This is a genomic window from Psychroflexus longus, assembly GCF_020164595.1.
GTDB classification, from domain to species: Bacteria; Bacteroidota; Bacteroidia; order Flavobacteriales; family Flavobacteriaceae; genus Psychroflexus; species Psychroflexus longus.
In genome coordinates this window covers 88,942-107,535 of sequence record NZ_JAIQZE010000010.1, presented here as the reverse complement: position 1 = coordinate 107,535, position 18,594 = coordinate 88,942, and the positions used below count along the sequence as shown (strand labels likewise).

The following is an 18,594-nucleotide window of genomic DNA, read 5'->3' as shown; positions in this document are numbered from 1 at the left end:
GACAAAGCTAAGCACGTGTTAATGCGTTATGTCTCATTAGATAATGATACTAGAACATGGCTTTTAAGATGTCAGGGCTAGCGCCCCTCCTTAATATACTGTCTTCTTTGGCTAAGAAGATGACGGGGCTCTGCCCCTTCCGCGTTTTTTTCGTTATAAAGAATATTGGGACTAAAATTTTTACATGCATTCCCTTAGGATATGAAGACTATTAGGACTACGCCCTTTTAAAAGGGAGCACAGCTCCTAAATCATCATCACACGAACATATACTCATCCGACGGAGGGGGCAGAGCCCACTAATCTTGGTAAAACAAGCACCTAGTTTATGTACCGAGGGGCAGAGCCCTGACACCTAAATCGCGTAAAAGAATTAAATTAAAACCAGATTACAACTTATAAATCACCTTAAACATCACAATCCTGGGCTGTACAAAAATCCGTCTATCCGAAACGATAAACTCATTCACTGAGTTTTGACGTTTGAAGCCGATATCAAATAAATTGGTGGCATTGACTTCAAAGCCCCAGGCTGAATCTTCTTTGCCATAAAACAAAGAGGCGTCCGCCAGCTCAAAGCGATTAACATCCCCTGTTGTCTGGTTTTCAAAATAATTGTAATCGTAATTGAATTCAAAAATAAAGTCACCAAAATCATACTCCAAATTCGCAAAGGGAGACAACGTGGTAAACTTGTTATTAATGGCGTCTGAATCTAATCTGGAAAAGCTCTGTCGTACCCCAGCTTCCAGGTTGGGCCAGTCGTCAAAACGCGTTCTTACTTTGGCGTTATAACCAAAATTGAGGCTTTCATAATCTAGCACCTCATCATTGATGATTCTGGAATATTCAGACAAGTTGGTGTTTCCTCCTAAAGTAAAGGTAAAATCTGGAATGCGTTTGTTGATCGTAGCATATACACTGTACGTATTTTCGGGTAAGTCGGTAAAAATACTGGTACTGATCTGATCGATACCTTCTATCTGGGTTTGATTACGAATACTGCTTTCGCGATGGGTATAGGATAAACGTGCATTATAAAATAAGCCTTTGAACATATTAAACTGACTGTAAAGTAAACTCGCTGAGTGATACACCTGGTTTTGCAGGTTTTCATTCCCACGTTGGATTCGGTTAAAGCTTTGGAGACTTAATCTATTGGCATAACTGGAAGCATTTCCAAAATTGGTATAGCGGTTATAATTCAGTCGTAGTTTTTCTGAAGATTTGAATTTATATTCCACGTAGAGCTCTGGTAATAAAATAGCCGTCTGGTCATTCACCAGTTCTTCATTAAATTGAGAAATGTTCCAGTTATAATTTTGGACCACCAGACCAGGCCGCAACACCAGTTCCCCAATCTGGGTTTTGTACTGAAACCCAAGAGAGGCTTTAAACAGTTCAAAATCCATTTGATTATTGAATCCTGCCGACTCAAAACTATTGGTGCTGCCATCGTTTAAAATCTGCTCATCGAGGGTGTTAAAGTTATAATTAAAATAATCCACTCCCGCTACTGGGTAAATATGATGGAAATCTTCCAGCACCCAGTAGTGTTTTGCATTCACACTTAGATTATGGACTTGCTTTTGGTTGAGTTGATTCAGCCTAAAATCATCGCCTTCGTCGACCAAAGGAATAATATCAGTAAACAAAGCCTGGTTGAAATCCCAGAGTCTATTGGTGGTTTGGTCTTCACTTTTGATTTTAGCTTCCAGCTTTAAGGTGTGTTTGTACGAAAACTGTTTATTGAGATTGAAGGTTTGTAGGAACTCAAAATTTTCTGGCTGAGTGTTGGTATTGACGAACCGACTAGAATTACCTACTTCAGAAGTTAAAAGCGATTGCGCCTCTGCCGTATTGTATTTAAAATTGGTATTGGCCCGCAGATCGGTATCATCATTATTGTCGTACCTCAATTTGATTTTACTGATGCTAAACAACAAATCGTTTTGATTGGTCTGCTCCCTAAGTTCATCTGGCGCCTCTGTAGTTTGGTAAGTGATGTCCTGAAGTGTTTGTGTTCTCATCTTGCTTTTATTGAAAATACTGTAAGCATCCAGACTAAAATTACCGCCAAGTTCCTGGGAGAGACTGGCCGCTCCAAAATCATTTTTATTGAAGACGAAATCATCTTCTCTAAGGAATTGGGCAAAATCATCTGAGTATAATTGGGAATAGGCCCCCTGATCTTCCAGAGCCAAGGCCATACCGCCTTCAAAATCTAAATAATCCTGCATCGTAAACGACTTTTGTCCTGTATTGTTAAAATCGCCAATCGCATTCACGGCAGTTTTGGGGCTGTAATAAAACAGCTTGGGATGAAGCAAAAACCGGTCTTCTACTCCTGCTCCAGCTTCGATATCGCCAAACACAAATTTCTTTTTTCCGTCTTTGAGTTTGATGTTCAGGGCCATTTTATCGCTGTCTTCCAGACCTTTTAGAAAAGCCACTTCACTATAATTATCCAGAGCTTCCACCTCATCCACCGCATCGGCAGGGATGTTATTCACCCCCAGCTTTTCATCTCCTGTAAAAAAAGCCTTCCCATCTACCATGAGCTTGGTTACTTCTTTACCATTCACGGTAACGTTTCCTTCCCGGTCTACTTCTACACCTGGCAGTTTTTTAAGGATGTCGCGTAGCTTGCGCTCCTCCCCGGTTTTGAACTGGTCGGTCCTGTAAGTAATCGTATCTTCTTTTACGATCACCGCCATTTCCTGTTTGATCAGGATTTCCTCCAGACTTTCAGTGGTTTCTTGCATTACGAAATTTCTGGATACATCTTCAGACAATTGAACAGTATCCGTGATTTTTTTAAACCCCAAATGCGTGATTTCAATTAAATAGGGTTGATTCTCCTCCAGCTTTAATCTATACTCTCCTTTGGAACTGCTGATGCTGAACTTGATTTGAGCATTGGCCTGTTGTAAAGGTGTCGCAATCACATTGGTATTGGCTAGCGGGTTGTCTAGACTGTCGGTGATAAAGCCTTCAAGTTGAACAGATTGAGCTGAAGTAACACTTATGAATAGTATAAAGATGAGGAATGAAGTAAAAAGTTTTGGCATAAAAACGAGTAAGTGTCGAGTAAATTAGTTTTGAATGGATGATTTAAAGTCACCAACTTTCTGATCTATCAAAGTATAAAACTCCTTAGAAGGCATAGTATTAGATTTATCGGGTTCATCAAATTCTAATGTATCCTCTTCTATAACTTGATCTAGTGTAAAGATTGTGTTTTGAAGTCTTAACTGGATAACAAGACCAGGTAAACCTACAGCTCCCATTGGCCCATGAGGTATGGGAATATCAGGACAGAACCAAGCTTCGATCTCTTTTTCTTTCACACCTTTAGAACCTATGAATTTTCGACTTGTGGTTGCCTTTATAACTTTATAGTTCCCTATTGCTTTAGTATTATTTTCAATTCGCCATTCAGGTAATTCATTAAATTCTACAGAAAGTGGCTTATTCATAAACTTGGTATTAAGTTGTAAATAAGATTTATCAGCATTATAAAACCACTCTTCATTGACATATGTCATTGCTTTAGCAATATTTAGAATATTCAAATTTTGATTTTGATTATCGATTCTTTTTTCACTGTTGAAAAGTGACTTGTTTTTGTTTAATACCAGTATGAAGCTTTGTTGATTAAGTTCTTTTTCTACTGATTTCATGAGTTTTTTAACTGTTGCCACTTCTATACTATCATAATCTATATCTGCTGAAACTTTATAAATAAAAGACTTCTGTGCAAAGGATAGATTAAAAGTCAAAAAACAGAAAATGAAAAACTTATAAATCATAAATTAAATTTGAATTCAAATATAACTAATTTATTAGTTAAAAACAGGCTTTTCTTTATAAACTTTATTTATAAGGAGATTGACTTAAAAATTCTTTTTTTGTGATGCTTTTTTTAACATCTGGTAATTTGATATTATGTTTCTTATTATTTAAATCAATTTCTGTCGCATAAAATTTTATACCTCGTTCTTCTATTTCTAATATTAAACCTGGAAGCCCTGCATATTCTTTAGGACCAAAATTAAAAGGAATATCTTTCGCAAACCATGCAACTACTTCAATGATATCTCCATTGTCCAACTCTTTTTCTGTAGTTGCTTTTAAACATTGATAACCTAAAACATCTTTTTTCTGATTAGAGATTTTCCATTCTGGAAAATTGGATCGTATTATATACTCATTATTCCATGCTTTTAATTTTCTTAATCTTATTTTTTTGTTTTTACTATTGAAAAATTCACCATCAGCATCGGAGAACCCAGCAATTAAATTGTAGTCAATAATTTCATCAACAGTCATTTTCTTTGCTATTTTAAAAATAGATTCATTGGAATTAAATTTTAAAACATAAGAAGCATAAGGCATCTGTTTTTTCATTTTTTGGACGGTTTGTAACATTGATTTCTTAATCTTATCATCTTTAATTTCTGTTGTGTCAATGACTTGTGAGAATATCTTGGACTTATAGTTTACTAAACCAGAAGTTTGAGCATTTGCTGTAAAGCAAATTAAAAGAATTAATAAATATTTCATGTTTTTTGAATAAAACCCACCATTGAATTATGGTGGGTAATTAAATTAAAATTTTATATCTTAATCTATTGAGATATAGTTACTTCAGTTCCTGAAGTTCCTGAATGGGAAACACAACTATCATATGCAGCATCAGCACGACCAGAGGCAAAATGATCTGTATAACCTTGATTAGTCCAAGAATCATGGACATCCATTGCTAATTGAGTACAATTTGCATTTAGTAAAGTATTAGAATCTTCTTTCAAATTCGTAAAACTACTTAAACTCATTGTCATCGCTCCTAAAGCGATAATTGAAAAAAACTTTTTCATGATATTAATTTTTAAAATGTAAATAAATTTCGATTGTTTTAAATCGAGTCTCAGCACAAGGCTGTACACATCTTCATGAAAAATTAGTATCATTGCAATACGTTTGAGATATGAATTTTTCATGTCTTATACCTAAGTAGATACTCAAATTATCATTTTAGGTATGAATCTGTGGAGCGCTTTTCATCCCGAAAAGCGCTTCCTTTTTTTGAAGCTAGAAGAACACTTTCATATTCAATAGAGTTATCGTTTGTTGATTCAAACCTAAAAAAATAAAAACGGTAGGCTGTAAAAACAGATGTTAAAATTTAAGTATTCGGTAACATTTACGGTTTTCCCGTAACACAATTACGGTTGAACCGTACATTTTAGCAATAATAATGGAATTCTTAAGTAGTTTATACAATAAAGCAATAATGGTGAAATTTACTAAATCAATTTGCTAAAAAATGATTCAAGTCTAAATTTTCCTTTGGAAGTAATGATGCTAAACTTGATTTGAGAATTGGCCTGTTGTAAAGGTGTCGCAATCACATTGGTATTGGCTAGCGGGTTGTCTAGACTATCGCTGATAAAGCCTTCGAGTTGGAAGGATTGTGCAGATGTAACAGTTGTGAATATTGAAAGGATAAAAAAACATGCAAAACGTTTAAACATATATGGACTAGGTTAATGAATTTCTGGCAGGTAGGAAAAGCTTTTAATTATCCATGTAGTCTGAATGCGCTTTTTGAGCCCTTTTATCTAAAGCTTCATAAGTAGTTAATTCCTGACCTGATCTTAATTTTATTATTTGCGGCTTTTCTTTTGTCTCTTGAACTTCAATAGCCCTTAAAGTTGAGTTATGATTCTCCAATTCTAAAACTGCTCCTGGCAGATCTCCGAATACACTTGGGCTAGCCTTAAAATTTAAACCTGGTGCAAACCATACATGTACAGGCATAAAACTTGACTTAATATTTGGTTTATTGGGATTTAATATTGGTAGTGCTTTAAAACATTTAAAACCTAAAATAGTTTTTGTTTCATTTAAAATCTCCCATGTCAAATAGTCCTCATTATCAACCTCTACAACTCGATCTGAAAAAAGCAGATTGTGGGCAAGGCTAGTTCCATTATTGTAATAAATAGGATATACCGAAGCCACCAAAAGTTTTACCGATGATAAAGTCGTGGAATCATATTCATCACTTTCCATGATCTTGTTGAACGAGGTATAGTAAGCATTACCATCGGAAATGGTGTGCATCTTTAAAAATTCACTTATCTGATTGTATTTTTTATATTCTTTAGTGAAATGTTGTTTTAAATAATCTTCAGTTTTCTCTGGAAATTCAGGGTGTGGAATTTCAAACTCATAAGTGATTCTATAATTTTGAGTATAACCAAGCAGGCTAAAAAGTAAAGACATGCACAGTAAAGCAATTTTAATCATAGGTAATAGTTTTATCATAAAATGGCTATCGCTTAAATCTCAAGCTACTTTGCCTGCCAATTTCTTTAAATTCTGACTCATCAATAGTTTTTCCTTTCGAGGGTTCTTCAATTTCGATTTTATCGCTTTTAGTCATTTCAACAGCGGTCAGTATATAGCCAAAATCCCAGTGAACCTCCAGTTCTAATATCAGTCCCGGCAAGCCTCTATACACACTTGGCCCATAAGGGTATGGCAATTCTGAAGTAAACCAGGCTACAATCTCTCTTTTTTGGTTAGCTCTTTGCTCTTCACTCACATAAAATTCTAAAGTCGCTTTTCTACAGTTAAATCCTAAAATGCCTTTTGTTTCCTCTTCCAGCTTCCATGCCAACCCATCAAACTCAGACTGGATAATATAAAGCCGGCCAAAGGCATTTTTTTCATGTAAATTAATATTTCTATTCTGGTCATTATAAATTATACCGTTGGATTTTGCAGAACCAATCATTAAATTGAAAAGCTGTTCTTTTAAACCCTCAGATACTAATCCAACGTCCGCTTTATAAATAGATTCATTGGGAGTGGCTTGCAGTAAGAAGTCAATTTTTGGTAAGAAAGCTCTGGTTTTATTTTGCATCTTTCCCATAAAGCCATCTGTCAATTCTTTTTGGAAGTCAGACTCGTATTTATAAATCACTTCGATGCCTTCTTGAGAAAAAGAATTGAGACTGATAAAAAGCAATAGAATGTATGTCAAATTCTTTTTGACTACAGCATACATTAGTCTTGGACTGGTTTTTCCCATTCGTAAATTTTTTCTATGCTTACTCTCTCAGTTTTGTTTAATGTTATGGAACCACCTCTCGATACTCTGGTTGTCATCCGTTGATCCATCTGTTTCAGTCGGTTATCAAATTTCTCTACAATACTTCTATACGCCACAATAGGAGTATTATATAGTTCTGATGAAAACTTCAAATCAACTTCGTTTTCAAATGGGATGATTAGTTTTGTTGCTGTCCAGTGGTACTTTAAGCCATGATCATCATTATACACTTCCATGATGAGTCCGGGAAGTCCTTTAAATTTAAAAGGCCCAAATCCTATCGGAATTTCGGGCGTATAATAAGCTACAATCTTAGACCCTCTAAATGTTGTCGTTGCTTTATAACATTTAAACCTGCTAATCATTTTGAATTCATCTGTATTAAGATTCCACGAAAAATCAGGCAAACTATCATTAGCTACTATGGGATTCTGCTTGTTTTTAGGCTGACTAACAAAGTGTAAAATTGGCGAATCTGAGGTTGTGTAATACTTCATCGCATTAATTTTCACTTCTGTGGGAGTAATTGAGAATTGATTATTGCCTTCTTTTGCTATGGGTTCATCATTCGTTACTTCCAAAAAATCAGTCGTGTAAAGCGCATGATTTGAGTCTGCGATCAAATATTCAGAACTAGCATTAGCACCCTTTAGGACAGCATATTCCACATATATTTTAACTGCTTTATTTTGACCGTAAACACCATAAACTGCAGTGACTGACATTAATAAGCCTAAAATATATTTCATGATTCTTTTTAAAGATGAAGAATTATTTACCATAAACAATCAATTTGTTCCTTCTTTTAGCTTAACATTCAATCTCTTTTTTTGTAATTGGAGTTTTAATTAGATATAATTGATAATTACACACTCTACAAACTAAAAGATTAGTGTTAATATATAAAAATATTAAGTGTTAAATTTTTAGTCATAAGCAAAAATGTACGGTTTTCTGTAAAAAAAATACGCTTCCCTTAATAAAATAAGTATAAAAAACTAAATTGAATAGGATGAATTGTAATCTCGATTTAAGCTTTCTAGTTGTTTTTTAGAACTGGAAACATAGTCTTCGTATTCTTCCTGACTCATGGCAGTTGCTTCATCTGGTTTCTCAATGGATACCTTTTCTTTTTCTTCTATAAGAGTGGCTGTAACAATTACTTTAGGTAATCGAACTTCAACAACTAGACCTGGTAATCCCATATAAATATCAGGTCCGGAACGAAGAGGAATAGCAGGAATAAACCAGGCTTCCACATCTGTTGTTGTATCCCATATCAAATTATAATATGTTCCTATAGCTTTTCTAGCCTCAAAGCCTAGAATGGGTTTAGTTTCACTTTTAATTTCCCAGTCAAAATCATGAAAACCTGTTTTTATCGTTCTGTCGACAGACATTAAATTTTGCACAAAGATGAGACTATAGGTCTCAAAATCAGCATAAGTTTCTTCGTTGAAACGTGTAAAAGATGCAACAGTACTTTTTAATACATTTACGAGGGTTGGATTTTCAAACTGCACTCGTTTTTTCTCAGAAAAAAAGAATGCTTTTGAATTTGTGGTAAGTACAAATTTCATTCGCTTAGCATAGTCCATACTTTTCTTCATAATATCCTTAAACACCTGTCTTTCATCTTTCAGTGTTTACATATCGAAAAGGGATTCAATTTTGTAAATCACTTCGTAGGTCGGCATATTACTTTGGGAAAAGCTTATAGAAATGAAAAGGCAAAAAATAAGCGTAAAATATGGTTTCATAAGTATTGTTCTGAAGACTGATAAGTCATAATAAATTGATTTAGAATTCAATTAAACACTAAAACTAAGAAACTTTAGCTAGTGAAACCTTCCTACAGCTGTTAAATAAATTCTAGATACACAGACTACTATAATACTTAGTTTTTAAGATGTCAGGGCTAGCGCCCCTCCTATATAATATACTGTCTTCTTTGGCTATGAAGATTGCGGGGCTACGCCCCTATCATATCTACTCCCCGTACTTCTAAACAGAGATTACAGGGCTATGATCGTAAAAAAAGGGAAGGGGGCAGAGCCCTCAAATCTTCTTAAAACATGTAATCAGTCTGTGCGTTGAGGGGCAGAGCCCTGACATCTGATTTAAAAAACTCAAATCTCACTTTCAGCAAAGTCCAGACTCTCTATGTGAGTCCTCAGGATTTGGCAAATTTCTTCTGCGCTTTTCTGGTTGGTATCTATCCCTGAACAGGCCACATTATAAGGCTCGTACATCGCTTTTGCGGTGACATTAAACAACCCAATGGTAGGTGTGTTTGTCGCTGCAGCCAAATGCATGATACCACAATCTCCAGTAATAAATACGGATGTGTGAGAGATAAATGAAGCCAATTCTCTTATATTTTTACTGTAAAACGCGGGGATTTTAAAATCTAAGGACGATACATTCTCTACTGGTAATGCTTCAATAATATTATAGTGAGGATACTCATTTTTTAAAGCTGTATAAAACTGGTTCCACCACGCTTTTGAAAAACATTTATGACCTGTAGCAAACGTGTACAAGCAAATTGTGGGTTTTTCTAAATCAGCATACTCAGCTAATATTTTTTTTCCGTGATTTAATTCTTCAGCTGTCAATTTAATTTCTAAGTCGGGTAAGGGCTTTTCTGTAAGGGATTGCTTCAGAAAGTAACGCAAACTGTAAATGGGGTATTTAGAAATATGATCTACATTGGCTACATCGAAAAGATTCAACTCCCGTTCATAACCAAAAAATTTATAGTTAGCTCTCGCCACCTTAGTCGACAGACGTCCGGAGGAAGAAGAGGCTTCCGCATTGATCACCAAATCATATTTAAGGCGTTTCAACTTAAACCATGAGATTAGATAACGACCTAATTCTTTGAAATGCTTCTTTGGCAAACTGATGATATGATTTACATACTCATAATTTTTAAAAAGGATTTCACCAAGATTACCTTTTAGAAATAAATCGATCTTGGCCCCAGGAAACTGCCGGTGTACTTCTTTCACTAAAGGAGAAATAAGCAACTGATTACCAAGCCGATGATTGGGACGAGTAATTAAAATGCGTTTGATATCCTCTCGATCGGATAGATTAATGCTTTGCTGGTCTAGTAAATTTTTGGTTATAGACTTGGTTGCTTTTTTCCGATAGACATTAATCTTCTTTTTAAAACTCAAAACACATTTAATTTATGATTTTTATAAGGTTTGAAATTAATAAATATTTAAATTTCAGGTCTTGAAATACAAAAGTATATTTTAAAAATTTCAAATACTTAGATCTCCGACAGCTGTTAAATAAATTCCTTGCCATTTCATTTTATTTGTCTAAGCCTTATGCATCGCTTAACTTTACTCAAAAATAAACACCATGAAACATTTTGCTTTATTATGTGTATCTCTACTCATCCTAGTTGGATGTCAGCAGAAAAAAGAAAAGTCTAAAGACTCAAAAGCTACGTCAACTTCTGAAGTGACCTCTAAAAAAGACCTGAGTCTTCTCGAAGAAATCGCCTATGCCAATGGTTACGACAACTGGTCTGAAGTAGATTCTATATCGTATACCTTTAATGCTCAAAATGGAGATAATATCTCCAGCCGCACCTGGAAATGGAAACCTAAAACAGGTCAGGTGACTATGAAAACGCAAGACACCACCCTCACGTATAACACCAATAAGTTTGAAGAAGAAATCGCTTTTGCCGATCGTGGTTTTGTAAATGATAAATACTGGTTACTATTTCCATTCCATTTGGTTTGGGACGATAACTTTGATTATGAAGTTGCCGAACAAGTAAAAGCACCGATTTCTGATGAATTGATGCAGGAAATTTCCGTCATGTATAAAAATAAAGCGGGTTATACCCCTGGCGACACCTACCATGTTTACGTGGATGACACTAACATGATTCGTGAATGGTCATACACCCCCAGCGGTAGCGACGAACCAAGACTGGCGACCACCTGGGAAGATTACGATGACTTTAAAGGCATCAAAATTGCCCGGATGCACGATACCAAAGAAGGCCAGTTTAAAATTTTCTTTACCGATATAAGCGTCAACTAATTTATGAAATACATCAATTCCAGGGCTTTTGCAGAAGAACAGGATCAAAACGATCCTCTAAACCCCTTCAGAAGTCAGTTTCACTTCCCGGTCAAAGCAGACGGTTCACCTAAAATTTATCTGTGCGGAAATTCACTTGGGCTCCAGCCTAAACAAACGGCTGACTATGTTCAGCAGGAATTAAAGGATTGGGCAAATTTTGGAGTTGAAGGCCATACCGATGCCAAAACCCCATGGCTCACTTCTCATGAAGATTTAGCTGAGCCTATGGCTAAAATCGTGGGTGCCAAGCCAGAGGAAGTCGTCATCATGAATACTTTGACGGTGAATCTTCACTTGATGATGGTGTCGTTTTACAAACCGACTCAAACAAAATTTAAAATTCTGATTGAGAGCGATGCCTTCCCCTCCGATAAATATGCGGTGGAGTCTCAATTAAAGTTCCATAACATCGACCCCAAAGACGGTTTAATTCTGTGGAAGCCAAGGGAAAATGAACACCTGTGCCGACATGAAGATTTTGAAGAGTTACTGGAAACCCATAAAGATGAAATTGCCTTAGTCATGATTGGTAGCACTAATTACTATTCGGGCCAGGCGTTTGATTTGAGACGAATCGCCAAGCGCTGTCAGAAAGAAAATATCACGGTAGGTCTTGATCTAGCCCATGGAGCGGGCAATATTAAGCCTAACTTACACGACATCGGCGCCGACTTTGCCGTGTGGTGTACGTATAAATACCTCAATTCTGGCCCTGGAAGCATTGGCGGATGCTTTGTTCATGAAAAACACATTAAATCAACTACGATCGATAGGTTTGTTGGCTGGTGGGGACATAACAAAGACTCACGATTCAACATGCGAGTGGGATTTGATCCTACACCCACAGCGGATGGCTGGCAATTAAGCAATCCACCGATTTTATCTTTGGCAGGAACGCGATCTTCTTTGGACCTTTTTGAAAAAGCTGGATTTGATAAGTTGAGAGAGAAATCCATCCAATTAACGGGTTTTCTTGAATTTTTGATAGATGAATTGAAAGATTCCAGTATTTCAATTTTAACCCCTCGATCACCTGAAGAACGTGGATGTCAATTATCCATACAAATGAAAAATGCCGATCGCTCTTTATTTAAAAAACTCACTACCAGAGGCGTCGTTGCCGATTGGCGGGAACCCGATGTGATCCGGGTGGCTCCTGCTCCACTTTATAATTCATTTACGGATGTTTATGAATTTGTACAACGTTTAAAACATTGTCTACATGACTAAGAAGGAACACATACTGATTATTGGCGCTGGACTTTGCGGGTCTTTATTGGCTCTGCAACTCACCCAATTGGGCTATCAAGTCACTTTAACGGAAAAGCGACCAGATTTGCGAAAAGCCAAGCTTGCCGCTGGACGTTCCATTAATTTGGCTTTGTCCAATCGCGGTTTAAAAGGTTTAAAACTGGTAGGTTTAGAAAAAGAAGTAGAAAGCCTTTGCATCCCGATGTACGGCAGGATGTTGCACAATGTAGAGGGAGAACCTCAACTTTCAAAATACAGCGGTCGCGAGGGAGAATACATCAATTCCATTTCCAGAACTGGTCTTAACGCCTTACTTTTAGATAAGTTGGAAACTTATCCTGGTGTCGAGATCCAATTTGAAGTCACTTGTACCGACGTGAACCTTAAGCAAGCGAACGCCAGTTTTAAGTCAGCAGGGTCAGATTCAGAATATACTTTGCAAGCCGATTATATCATAGGAACAGACGGTGCGGGATCTATTGTAAGACAGCAAATGGAAAAAGAAAAAGGCTTTTTATTTAGTCATTCGCAGGACTTCCTAACCCATGGGTATAAGGAGTTAACTTTCCCAGCGACCAAAACTAGGGATTATGCAACTGAAAAAGGAGCCTTACACATTTGGCCACGAGGGGAAAACATGCTGATCGCTTTGCCAAATATGGATAAAAGCTTTACGGTCACTTTATTTCTAGCCTATGAAGGTGGAACATATAATTTCAATAATCTGACTTCTGAGGCTATTGTTGAAGAGTATTTTAAAGAGGTTTATCCTGATGCTTACAAGTTAATGCCAGATTTAAAAACTGAGTTTTTTGAAAATCCTACGGCGCCTTTGGGAACCATCCGTTGTTCACCGTGGACTTATGGCAAAACCCTATTGATGGGTGATGCTTCTCATGCTATTGTGCCCTTTTATGGGCAGGGTATGAATGCATCATTTGAAGATGTTGTGGAATTTGATAAAGCTCTAAAGGAAACTGATTTTGATGTTGATGCTGCTTTGAAACGGTTTAGTGAGCACAGAAAACCAGATGCTGATGCCATTGCAGATTTGGCTTTGGATAATTTTCATGAAATGAAATCGCATACGGCTGAAGAGGTTTTTCTAGCGAAAAGAAAACTGGAGCTGGATTTTGAAAAGGAATTTCCAAAGGATTACCATTCAAAATACTCGCTGGTGACCTTCAGAGAAGACCTTCCCTACTCCAAAGCGATAAGTCAGGGGCGGGCACAGGACCTGGTCATTCAAGAAATGTTAAGAAAAAACATTCTAAAACCTGAAATGAATCTTCAAGAAAAATTAAATTTGGTGCGTGAAGTTTCCAAAAAAGCAGAGGAAAACGAATTGATTTTTGACCTTTAATTTATTGTCATGAACTTACTAGACGGCCGAGCAGTCTCAAAAGAAATTTTAAAAAACGTAAAAGCAGATATCGATCATTACATCGACCAAAAACACCTGGGGTATAATTTATCCCGACCTAGTATTGCGATTGTGATGGTAGGCCATAATGCAGCTAGTGAATCTTACGTTCGAGCGAAAACTAAAGCTTGTGAGAGGGCAGAAATCAATTACAAAATCATTCGTTTTGAAGACAATATTTCGACCTTCGACTTGATTTCTGAAATCAAAATTTTAAATAAATCTCACTTTGATGGTTTTATTGTTCAGTTGCCTCTCCCCGATCATATCGACCCAAAACCGATTATCAACGAAATAAGTGCTTACAAAGATATTGATGGATTTCACCCGCTGAATTTTGGAAAAATGGCTCTAGGCCAGAAGTCCATGCGACCTGCTACAGCATATGGGATTTTAAAACTGCTTCAGCATTACGACATCCCTACCAACAGTCAGCATGTTGTGGTGATAGGTAGGTCAAATATTGTAGGTAAACCTATAGCGATCATGTTGGGGAATGACTTTGAAGTGGGACGTTCTACAGTGACTTCTTGCGATATTCATACTCCTAAAGAATTATTGATAGAAGAAGCTAAAAAAGCAGATATTGTTATTGTAGCTGTAGGTCAGCCAAACTTTTTGACGGCAGATATGATCAAAGAAGGAGCGGTTGTCATCGACGTTGGCATCAACAGATTGGAATCTGGCAAGTTGGTTGGAGATTGTAACTTTGAGGAGCTTTCAAAAAAAGCAAGCTATATCACTCCAGTTCCTGGTGGCATTGGCCCCATGACCATTGCTGGTTTGATTCTAAACACATTCGAAGCTTGGAAAATGAAAAATTTGATTGAAAGCTAGATTATATATATTAGACAGGTAATTAGTAATCGGTAACTAATATTAAATATTCCATACACAGTATTCAGTATTAAAATTTCTTTATCCTAACAAGTCAAAGGCATAAGAAAATGTTGAACATAGAAACATTTACCACTGGAAAAGTTGAAAACGGTATTGATAGATGGAAGGTTTTAGGAAATAAGTTGTAAATCTGGAATTCAGATCATGGTATTCAGCAGTTAGTATTTCTAAACATAAACTTTACGGAATCTCCATCGATTTCTTCAAAACTCAAGAAGATCCGTAAATTTTTTCCAAAGTTTAATGCTGACTTAACTGACCAAACCTTTTATTTTGACTATTTTTGCGACTTTTAAAAAAAAACCAAACATTCTATGAAGGAAAATCTCGAGTTCATCAAAAAACATTTTGTTACTGATTTATCAGCCGGCTTAGTTGTATTTTTAATTGCTTTACCCTTGTGCCTAGGAATTTCCTTAGCTTCTGGAGCTCCTCTATTTTCTGGAATTATTGCTGGTATCATAGGAGGTATTGTCGTTGGTATTTCTAGTAATTCAAGTATAAACGTAAGTGGACCTGCAGCAAGTGTTGCTTTAGTTATATTCACGGCTATTCAGGTTCTAGGTAGTTTCGAAGCTGTCCTTGTTTCTGTTATTATTGCAGGGATTTTTCAAGTAGGTTTGGGTTATCTAAAAGCTGGTACAGTAGCTTACTTCTTCCCGAATGCTATGATTAAAGGTATTTTAGCATCTATTGGATTGATTTTAATACTGAAACAGATTCCACATGCTTTCGGAGTTGACGATGTGTTTGAAGGCGTTGATAGTTTCAAAAACAACGATGGAACCAATACTTTTTCAGGATTAATGAATATTGTAGGACACATCAATTATGGTGCTTTAATTATCACAATAGTTTCACTTTTCATCATAATAGGATGGGACAGGCCTATTATGAAAAAATTCACCTTTTTTAAATTTTTTCCATCTGCACTTGCTGCAGTAATTGTAAGTATTTTATTAAACGAATATTTCAAAGCCTCTTTTCCTGGTCTAGCTTTGGACACGAGTCACTTAGTAAATCTCCCTGTAGCAGATTCTCTTGGTGAATTTTTCCAATTTTTTCAATTTCCGGATTTCTCAGTTATTGGAAATACGGAGGTTTATACATTCGCAATATCTATAGCATTTATTGCAAGTTTAGAATCTTTATTGAGTACTGAAGCTGGTGATAAATTAGATCCTTACAAAAGAAGAACATCTACCAACAGAGAATTGAAAGCTCAAGGTCTTGGAAACATTGTAGCAGGTTTTATTGGGGGACTTCCCATTACAGCTGTTATCGTAAGAACTTCTGCAAACGTAAACGCTGGTGGACGTACCAAAACGGCCACCATAACCCACGGTATTATCATGTTTGTTTGTGTACTTGCCATTCCTTACGTTTTAAACTTGATTCCACTCGCGGCTTTATCTGCAGTGCTTTTTGTAGTCGGCTACAAATTGACAAGTCTAGAGATCTATAAAAATGTTTATAAACAAGGTAAAAAACAATTTTTACCTTTTATCATAACCATTCTTGTGGTGATGTTTACAGATTTGATTACTGGAATCTTAGTTGGAGGTACGGTAGCTGTTTTCTTTATCTTGAGAGATAATTATAAAAATGCATTTATCAATGAAAAGGCCAATGCTGAAAACAAGAATCATGTTTTAAAACTTTCACAAGAAACTACGTTCCTCAACAAAGCTGACATTCTGTTATACCTAGACCATGTTCCAGAAAAAAGTCACCTGCTTATTGATGGTAGTGATGCGAAATTTGTTCATCATGATATTTTTGAAATTATTGAAGATTTTAAGCAAACGGCCAAGTTCAAAAACATTGATCTAGAAATCAAAAATCTAGATAGAAGCTTAACCACAAAATTTTGGAAAAAACAATAAACCTATACTTCTGAAGTGAATTCTTCAGTTTTATACCTTATTTTATTACTAAATTGCAATGGCTGTTTAAAGCGGTTGCAATTTTTTTTGAATTAAATTTAGTTACCTTAATGCCTCAGAAAATTTAAACAAAAGTAGAGATGACAAAACGAAAACTTAGAATTAATGGCCATTCTCATCTGCTGCCTTACCCAGAAGAAATTCCCGATTTCATGCGTGAGAAGGAAATTTTCTGGATCGATGAGGATAAAAAATTCATGCTTCAAAAAGGCTGGAAAAGACCTGTAACCGATTCTAGTTTTTTTCTCAACGAAAAGCTGGAATGGATGGAACGTTACAAAATAGACCATGCCGTTGTTCTCAATCTATCTCAACTTTACGGAAATGGGCTTCGCGTGGAAGAAATGAAAAAAGCGCTGCGCTTTCAAAATGATTTCAACGCTAAAATTCAACAAAATCATCCTAAAAAATTCACCTGTGGATTTGTAGTTCATCCTGGTTTTGTGCGTGGTGCACTTTGGGAAATCGAGCGTTGCGTTGAAGAATTAGATCTTAAACTACTCTGCTTACCAACTCACTATATGGACAGCATCGGCACTTGGCGTTGCATCTTTGATGAAGAAAACGAACCTATTTTTGAACTGGCAAGCAAGTATAATCTGGCCGTAGAAATTCATCCTTACGATGGCGAAAAGTTCATTAAACTGGAAAATACCTCCTGGCGTTTTCATCTCATCTGGATGCTGGCTCAATGTGCAGATGCCTATCACTTTTTAACCTTGAATGGCTATCCCGATAAATATCCAAACATGCGGGTGTGTTTCGCCCATGGCGGACAATTGGCACAGATCAATTTAGGGAGACGTATTCAAGGTTTTGATGGTCGTCCAGATTTATTTGAAGGCAAAGTTCACCCAAGAAAATCGGTTGGACATAAGAATATTTTCTTTGACACTTTAGTTCACGATACGCGATCTTTGAAGCTACTATTAGAAAATCAAAAAAGTTCCCAAATCCTAGCAGGACTAGACGATCCTTATCCGCTTGGTGAAATGGAGAGCGAACCTCAATCCTCTTATCCAGGAAAAATATTAGATTTAGCTTTAGAACAAGAGGTCATCACCGAAGTAGAAAAGGACGAAATATGGTCGGATAACGTACTTCAATGGCTGTTTGGAGATGATCAGAAGAAAAAAGAAGATTTAGTCAACAAGATCATTAGCTAATGGATTTTATCTCATCAAAGCTTCAAAATTATGTTGAAGCACATTCAGAAGACGAACCCGACTTGCTTCAAAAATTAACCAAAGAAACCTGGCAAAAGGTCCTTCAGCCTAGAATGCTAAGTGGGCATTACCAGGGCCGGCTGTTGAGTTTAATTTCAAAATTAGTTCGACCAAACTCTATTTTAGAAATTGGCACCTATACAGGTTACTCAGCTTTAAGCTTAGCAGAAGGTCTTTCAGAAAAAGGGAAAATACATACCATCGATCGCAACGAGGAACTGTATGATCTGCAGCGCAAGTATTTCGATCTTAGCGGCTACGGAAATCGAATTTTTCAATATACTGGTGATGCAAGAAAAATAATCCCTGAAATTGATGCTGAATTCGATTTGGTTTTCATCGATGCCGATAAAATATCTTATCCACGTTATTTTGAATTAATTATTAACAAGCTCAAACCTGGCGGGCTAATTTTATCCGACAATGTTTTATGGAGCGGTAAAGTTGTTGAAGAGCTTAATCCTAGAGATAAAGACACCAAGGCTTTACTGGAATATAATTTACTGCTCAAAAACGATCCAAGAATCGAAACCCTTTTATTACCTATAAGAGACGGATTTACGATTTCAAGGAAGCAATAAAAAATTGTGAAATATTTTATTTTATTTA

At 36.3% G+C, this 18,594-nt stretch carries 17 protein-coding genes; 7 read left to right on the top strand and 10 right to left on the bottom strand.

Annotation, left to right across the window (positions count from 1 at the left end):
* Nucleotides 1-389: 389 nt before the first annotated feature.
* The 10 genes from LB452_RS09995 to LB452_RS09950 all read right to left on the bottom strand — a co-directional run bounded on the left by LB452_RS09995 (nucleotide 390) and on the right by LB452_RS09950 (nucleotide 10,308).
* A complete protein-coding gene (locus LB452_RS09995; protein WP_224461601.1) occupies nucleotides 390-3,071 on the bottom strand; it encodes a TonB-dependent receptor in 2,682 nt (893 codons plus the stop codon).
* Nucleotides 3,072-3,095: 24 nt separating this feature from the next.
* Nucleotides 3,096-3,812, bottom strand: coding sequence for a GLPGLI family protein (locus LB452_RS09990; RefSeq protein ID WP_224461600.1), 717 nt, complete (start codon nucleotides 3,810-3,812; stop codon nucleotides 3,096-3,098).
* A 64-nt stretch (nucleotides 3,813-3,876) separates the two neighbouring features.
* On the bottom strand, nucleotides 3,877-4,566 hold the full coding sequence (locus tag LB452_RS09985) for a GLPGLI family protein (RefSeq protein WP_224461599.1): 690 nt from the start codon (nucleotides 4,564-4,566) through the stop codon (nucleotides 3,877-3,879).
* 65 nt (nucleotides 4,567-4,631) lie between these two features.
* Nucleotides 4,632-5,003: a hypothetical protein gene (locus LB452_RS09980; RefSeq protein ID WP_224461598.1), complete on the bottom strand. Its 372-nt coding sequence runs from the start codon at nucleotides 5,001-5,003 to the stop codon at nucleotides 4,632-4,634.
* 306 nt (nucleotides 5,004-5,309) lie between these two features.
* Nucleotides 5,310-5,537: a hypothetical protein gene (locus tag LB452_RS09975; RefSeq protein ID WP_224461597.1), complete on the bottom strand. Its 228-nt coding sequence runs from the start codon at nucleotides 5,535-5,537 to the stop codon at nucleotides 5,310-5,312.
* A gap of 43 nt (nucleotides 5,538-5,580) precedes the next feature.
* Complete coding sequence (locus tag LB452_RS09970) at nucleotides 5,581-6,315, bottom strand: GLPGLI family protein (RefSeq protein ID WP_224461596.1); 735 nt, start codon at nucleotides 6,313-6,315, stop codon at nucleotides 5,581-5,583.
* 25 nt (nucleotides 6,316-6,340) lie between these two features.
* The gene (locus LB452_RS09965; RefSeq protein WP_224461595.1) at nucleotides 6,341-7,102 is read right to left on the bottom strand and encodes a GLPGLI family protein; all 762 of its coding nucleotides are present in this window, start codon (nucleotides 7,100-7,102) and stop codon (nucleotides 6,341-6,343) included.
* Nucleotides 7,078-7,872 carry a GLPGLI family protein gene (locus LB452_RS09960; RefSeq protein ID WP_224461594.1) on the bottom strand — a complete coding sequence of 265 codons (795 nt, stop codon included), beginning with the start codon at nucleotides 7,870-7,872 and terminating at the stop codon, nucleotides 7,078-7,080. The genes LB452_RS09965 and LB452_RS09960 overlap by 25 nt, the downstream gene beginning before the upstream one ends.
* 249 nt (nucleotides 7,873-8,121) lie before the next feature.
* On the bottom strand, nucleotides 8,122-8,748 hold the full coding sequence (locus LB452_RS09955; protein ID WP_322966295.1) for a GLPGLI family protein: 627 nt from the start codon (nucleotides 8,746-8,748) through the stop codon (nucleotides 8,122-8,124).
* A gap of 504 nt (nucleotides 8,749-9,252) precedes the next feature.
* On the bottom strand, nucleotides 9,253-10,308 hold the full coding sequence (locus LB452_RS09950; protein WP_224461592.1) for a glycosyltransferase family 9 protein: 1,056 nt from the start codon (nucleotides 10,306-10,308) through the stop codon (nucleotides 9,253-9,255).
* A gap of 193 nt (nucleotides 10,309-10,501) precedes the next feature.
* On the opposite strand from LB452_RS09950, the gene LB452_RS09945 reads away from it, so the two are divergent.
* From LB452_RS09945 to LB452_RS09915, 7 genes are all read left to right on the top strand, one after another.
* Nucleotides 10,502-11,197: a hypothetical protein gene (locus LB452_RS09945; protein ID WP_224461591.1), complete on the top strand. Its 696-nt coding sequence runs from the start codon at nucleotides 10,502-10,504 to the stop codon at nucleotides 11,195-11,197.
* A 3-nt stretch (nucleotides 11,198-11,200) separates the two neighbouring features.
* A complete protein-coding gene (gene kynU, locus LB452_RS09940) occupies nucleotides 11,201-12,469 on the top strand; it encodes a kynureninase (protein WP_224461590.1) in 1,269 nt (422 codons plus the stop codon).
* Nucleotides 12,462-13,853, top strand: a complete 1,392-nt coding sequence (locus LB452_RS09935) for an FAD-dependent oxidoreductase (protein ID WP_224461589.1) — start codon at nucleotides 12,462-12,464, stop codon at nucleotides 13,851-13,853. The genes kynU and LB452_RS09935 overlap by 8 nt, the downstream gene beginning before the upstream one ends.
* Nucleotides 13,854-13,862: 9 nt before the next feature.
* Complete coding sequence (locus tag LB452_RS09930) at nucleotides 13,863-14,750, top strand: bifunctional 5,10-methylenetetrahydrofolate dehydrogenase/5,10-methenyltetrahydrofolate cyclohydrolase (protein ID WP_224461588.1); 888 nt, start codon at nucleotides 13,863-13,865, stop codon at nucleotides 14,748-14,750.
* A 377-nt stretch (nucleotides 14,751-15,127) separates the two neighbouring features.
* On the top strand, nucleotides 15,128-16,699 hold the full coding sequence (locus LB452_RS09925) for a SulP family inorganic anion transporter (protein ID WP_224461587.1): 1,572 nt from the start codon (nucleotides 15,128-15,130) through the stop codon (nucleotides 16,697-16,699).
* A gap of 140 nt (nucleotides 16,700-16,839) precedes the next feature.
* Nucleotides 16,840-17,925 (top strand): amidohydrolase family protein, encoded by a 1,086-nt coding sequence (locus LB452_RS09920; RefSeq protein ID WP_224461586.1) that lies wholly within the window; start codon nucleotides 16,840-16,842, stop codon nucleotides 17,923-17,925.
* A complete protein-coding gene (locus LB452_RS09915) occupies nucleotides 17,925-18,566 on the top strand; it encodes an O-methyltransferase (protein ID WP_224461585.1) in 642 nt (213 codons plus the stop codon). The genes LB452_RS09920 and LB452_RS09915 overlap by 1 nt, the downstream gene beginning before the upstream one ends.
* The last annotated feature ends 28 nt before the right edge of the window (nucleotides 18,567-18,594 follow it).